The following is a 4,382-nucleotide window of genomic DNA, read 5'->3' on the forward strand; positions in this document are numbered from 1 at the left end:
GGCCCATCGGGCCGCCCCCGTGTCTGCTTCAACCCCGTCGCGTCCCGGGTCGGATCCCCAGGTGGGCGCGGACCTCGCCCCAGGCGGCGTGCCCCGGGTCGATGACGGCGAAGTGGTCGGCCCCCGCCGGCTCCCGGTACTCCACCCGGTCGCCCGCCGCGCGGGCCGCCGCCGTGTAGTCGCGGCTGTGCTCGACCGGAACGCGCTGGTCCGCGTCCCCGTGCACCACCAGCTGCGGCAGCCCGAGCGGAACCCGGTGCAGCGGCGAGGACTCCGTGTACACCTCCGCCCCCGGGTACGGTCCCAGGAACGGTTCGACAGCCCCCTCCCCCAGCCCCGCCCGGGCGCAGCGCTCCAGGTCCGTGATGGGTGCCAGGGCGACCACCCCGGTGACCGGGGTCCCGGGGTCCAGGGCGTTGAGCAGTGCCAGGTGCCCGCCCGCGGAGTGGCCCACGCTCACCACCCGGGCGGCGTCGTAGCGCTCGGGCGCCGCGCGCAGTGCGCGGCCGACCTGCCGCAGGGCGGCGTTCACGTCGTCGAGGGTCCGCGGCCAGCCGCCGCCGTCGTCCCCGGTGCGCCGGTACTCCACGTTCCACACCGCCCATCCCGCCGCGGTGAGGTCGCGGGCGAGCGGGTCCATGAGCGAGGCGTCGTGCAGGTCGCGCCACCAGCCGCCGTGCAGCAGCACGGCCACCGGAGCGGGGCCGGCCGCTCCCCCGCCGCCCCCGTTCTCCGCATCCCAGCGGTGGACGACTCCGCTGGGGTGGTCGCTGTACGGCTCGGTGGTGGGCATGGGCGGTCTCCTCGTCCGGCGCTGCGTCGCGTCGCCCCGCACCGTAGCAGCCCGGGGTCCCGGTTCAGGGGCGCCCCACCGTGCTCTCGCGGGTGATGAGCGCGAACCCGGGCTGGAGCCGCCGCGGCGGGGTGTCCGCCTCCCCGGCCAGCCGCTCCAGCAGCAGGTCGGTGGCGGCGCGGGCGATGGCCCGCTTGTGCGGGGCGACGGTGGTCAGGGTGGTGGCGCCGTAGCGGCTCTCCTCGATGTCGTCGAAGCCGACCACGGCCACGTCCTCGGGCACCCGCAGCCCGCGTTCGGCGAGGGTGCGCATGGCGCCCACGGCGATGAGGTCGTTGTAGCAGAACACGGCGTCGGGCCGCTGCCCGGAGTCGAGGAGCCGGGCCATGGCCTGGGCGCCGTCCTCGCGGCTGTACCCGTCGGTGACGGCGATGAGGGCGTCGTCGGAGGGCAGCCCGGATTCGGCCATGACCTCCCGCCAGCCGCGCAGCCGCAGGTGGGCGGTGGCGCGGGCGCGGCCGTGCCGGGCGCCGACGAACGCGATGCGCCGCCGTCCGATCTCCACCAGGTGGGCGGCGGCGGTGCGGGCGGCGGTGACGTTGTCGATGGCGATGTGGTCGTAGGGGGCGTCGTACTCGCGCTCGCCGAGCAGCACCAGGGGGGCGTCGCTCTCCCGGGCGAGCAGGTCCTCGTTCTCCAGCTCGATGGGGCTGAGGATGAGGCCGTCGATGAGCCGGGCGCGGAAGCCCTGGGCGAAGAGGACCTCCTGGTCGCGGCGGCCGCCGGTGTGGTCGAGCAGGACGATGTAGTCGAGTCCGGCGGCGTGCTCGATGACGGCGTCGGCGAGTTCGGCGAAGTAGGGGTTGGTGAGCTCGGGGACGGCCAGGGCGATCATGCCGGTGCGGCCTTTGCGCAGGTGGCGTGCGGTGAGGTTGGGCCGGTAGCCGAGTTCGTCGATGGCCCGCTGGACACGCTGGCGGGTCTGGGGTGTGACGTGCCGGTAGCCGTTGACCACGTTGGACACGGTCTTGATCGACACCCCCGCCCGCTGTGCGACGTCCTTCAGGCTGATGCCCACGGGGCCTCCTTGTGGCTGGCGCGTCTGACGGCGTTGATTTTCCATCGTTATACAACATGCGAACGGGGTGCGCACCACCCCGGTAAGCAGGACGGATGCGGAATCGCAGGGAAACAGCAGGGTGGGAGCGTTTCCCTTTTTCCGTCACCGGAGGTCTGGACAGGCGCCGGGCATCGTGCTCTCATCTTCGTGACGTCAGGTTTTCCACGTTGTAAAAAGTGCGGACCTGGGACTCCGGCACCCCGGGTCGCACCGCTCGCGAACACGGAGAAACCGTATGCACGGCAGACCCCCCGTCCCCCCGTCATCCGCCCGCCGATCCCCCGAGCCCCCCGCTCCCGCGTCCCCGACCCGACGATCCCCCCTGGCCCGGTGGGGCGCGGTCCTGACCGCGCTGCTGCTGGTCCCGGCCGCAGCCCTGGCGACCACCGCCGCGACACCTGCGGCGCCCTCCGAGAGCTCCGCCGCCGCGGCCGCCCCGCTGGAGACCCCCTGGACGAGCGAGGTCTCCCCCGACAACGCGCTGCCCGAGTACCCGCGCCCGCAGATGGTGCGCGAGGACTGGCTCAACCTCAACGGCACCTGGGAGTGGGAGCCCGGCTCCGCCGGCCAGGCCCCGCCCCTGGGCCGGACCCTGGACCGGGAGATCCTCGTCCCCTACCCGATCGAGTCCGCGCTCTCCGGGGTCCAGGAGAAGCACGACCGCATGTGGTACCGCCGCTCCTTCGAGGTCCCGGCCGACTGGGACGGGAGCCGGGTGCTGCTCAACTTCGGCGCCGTGGACTGGCAGGCCACCGTCTGGGTCAACGGCACCGAGGTCGGCGGCCACACCGGCGGCTACGACAAGTTCTCCTTCGACATCACCGACCGGCTGGCCGCGGGCGCCAACGAGATCGTCGTGGGGGTGTACGACCCCGGCGACGCGGGCGGCCAGCCCGTGGGCAAGCAGCGCAACGACCCGTCGGGCATCTTCTACACGTCCTACTCCGGCATCTGGCAGACGGTGTGGCTGGAGCCGGTGGCGCAGACCCATGTCACCCGGCTCGACGTCACCCCGGACGTGCCGGGCGAGCAGGTCGAGGTGCTCGTGAACGCCGCGGGCGCCGAGGGCGCCACCGCCCGGGTCGACGTCCGCGACGGCGACACCGTGGTGGGCTCGGCCTCCGGCCCGGCGGGGACCGCGATCACCGTCCCGGTCCCCGACCCGCACCTGTGGGCGCCCGGCGACCCCTTCCTCTACGACCTGGACGTGTCCCTGGAGCGCGACGGGCAGGCCGTGGACGAGGTCGAGGGCTACGTGGGGATGCGCTCCATCACCACCGGCGAGGTGGACGGGGTGCTGCGCCCGCTGCTCAACGGCGAGTACGTCTTCCAGGTCGGCACCCTGGACCAGGGGTACTGGCCCGACGGCATCTCCACCGCGCCCACCGACGAGGCCCTGAGGTTCGACCTCCAGGCCCACCTGGACCTGGGCTACAACACCGTCCGCAAGCACGTGAAGGTCGAGCCGGACCGCTGGTACTACTGGGCGGACGTGCTCGGGCTCATCGTCTGGCAGGACATGCCCAACATGGCCCACGAGCCCTCGGCCGCCGACCGCGCGCAGTTCGAGACCGAGCTGCACGAGATGATCGACGAGCACCGGTCCTTCCCGTCCATCACCCACTGGATCCCCTTCAACGAGGGCTGGGGGCAGTACGACGGGGCCCGCATCACCGACGAGGTCAAGGACGCCGACCCCTCCCGCCTGGTCACCGGCGCCTCGGGCTGGCACGACACCGGCAACGGCGACGCCGTGGACTCCCACATCTACGTGGGCCCGGGGAACCCGGCCCCGGCGTCGGACACCCGCATCTCGGTGCTCGGCGAGTTCGGCGGGTACGGGCTGCGGGTGGAGGGCCACGAGTGGAGCCCGGGTGACGGGTTCGGCTACGAGATGCTCGCCGATCCGGAATCCCTGACCACCCGCTACGTCGGACTGATGGCGGGCGTGCAGCGGCTGGAGCGCACCCACGGCCTCTCCGCGTCGATCTACACCGAGATCACCGACGTGGAGAACGAGCTCAACGGCATGTGGACCTACGACCGCCGGGTCCTCAAGGTGGACGCCGCGGCGGTGGCGGCGGCGCACGCCGCCCTCATCGCCGGGGAGCCGGTGGGCGGCCGGGTGGACCTGGAGACCGGCGGGTTCCACTCCCTGCGGGTGACCACCCCCGGCCACGAGGACCGCTACCTGCGCCACTACGAGGAGCTGGCCTACACCGAGCCGGTGGACGGCTCCAGCGGCGACGTGCTCAGGGCCGACGCCACCTGGAAGATCGTGCCCGGCCTGGCCGACGGCGCGTGCGTCTCCTTCGAGTCCCGCAACCACCCCGGCGAGTTCCTGCGCCACCAGGACTCCCGAGTCAAGCGGCACCCCTCCGACGGAAGCACCCTGTTCGCCGAGGACGCCACCTGGTGCCCGGTGCCGGGGCTGTCCGGGCAGGGAGTGTCCTTCCGCTCCTACAACTA

General features: G+C 73.0%; 3 protein-coding genes. 1 reads left to right on the forward strand and 2 read right to left on the reverse strand.

Annotated elements, in window-relative coordinates; all coding sequences use genetic code 11:
- Positions 1-28: 28 nt before the first annotated feature.
- Together ACJOT3_RS32915 and ACJOT3_RS32920 are read right to left on the reverse strand one after the other, a co-directional pair.
- The gene (locus ACJOT3_RS32915; protein ID WP_406977038.1) at positions 29-793 is read right to left on the reverse strand and encodes an alpha/beta hydrolase family protein; all 765 of its coding nucleotides are present in this window, start codon (positions 791-793) and stop codon (positions 29-31) included.
- A 64-nt stretch (positions 794-857) separates the two neighbouring features.
- Complete coding sequence (locus ACJOT3_RS32920; protein ID WP_406977039.1) at positions 858-1,871, reverse strand: LacI family DNA-binding transcriptional regulator; 1,014 nt, start codon at positions 1,869-1,871, stop codon at positions 858-860.
- 277 nt (positions 1,872-2,148) lie between these two features.
- Here ACJOT3_RS32920 and ACJOT3_RS32925 point away from each other — a divergent pair.
- Positions 2,149-4,382, forward strand: a 2,234-nt coding sequence (locus ACJOT3_RS32925) for an AbfB domain-containing protein (protein ID WP_406977040.1), incomplete at its 3' end; no start/stop codon positions are given.

It is taken from the genome of Nocardiopsis protaetiae, from assembly GCF_045446735.1.
GTDB lineage: Bacteria > Actinomycetota > Actinomycetes > Streptosporangiales > Streptosporangiaceae > Nocardiopsis > Nocardiopsis protaetiae.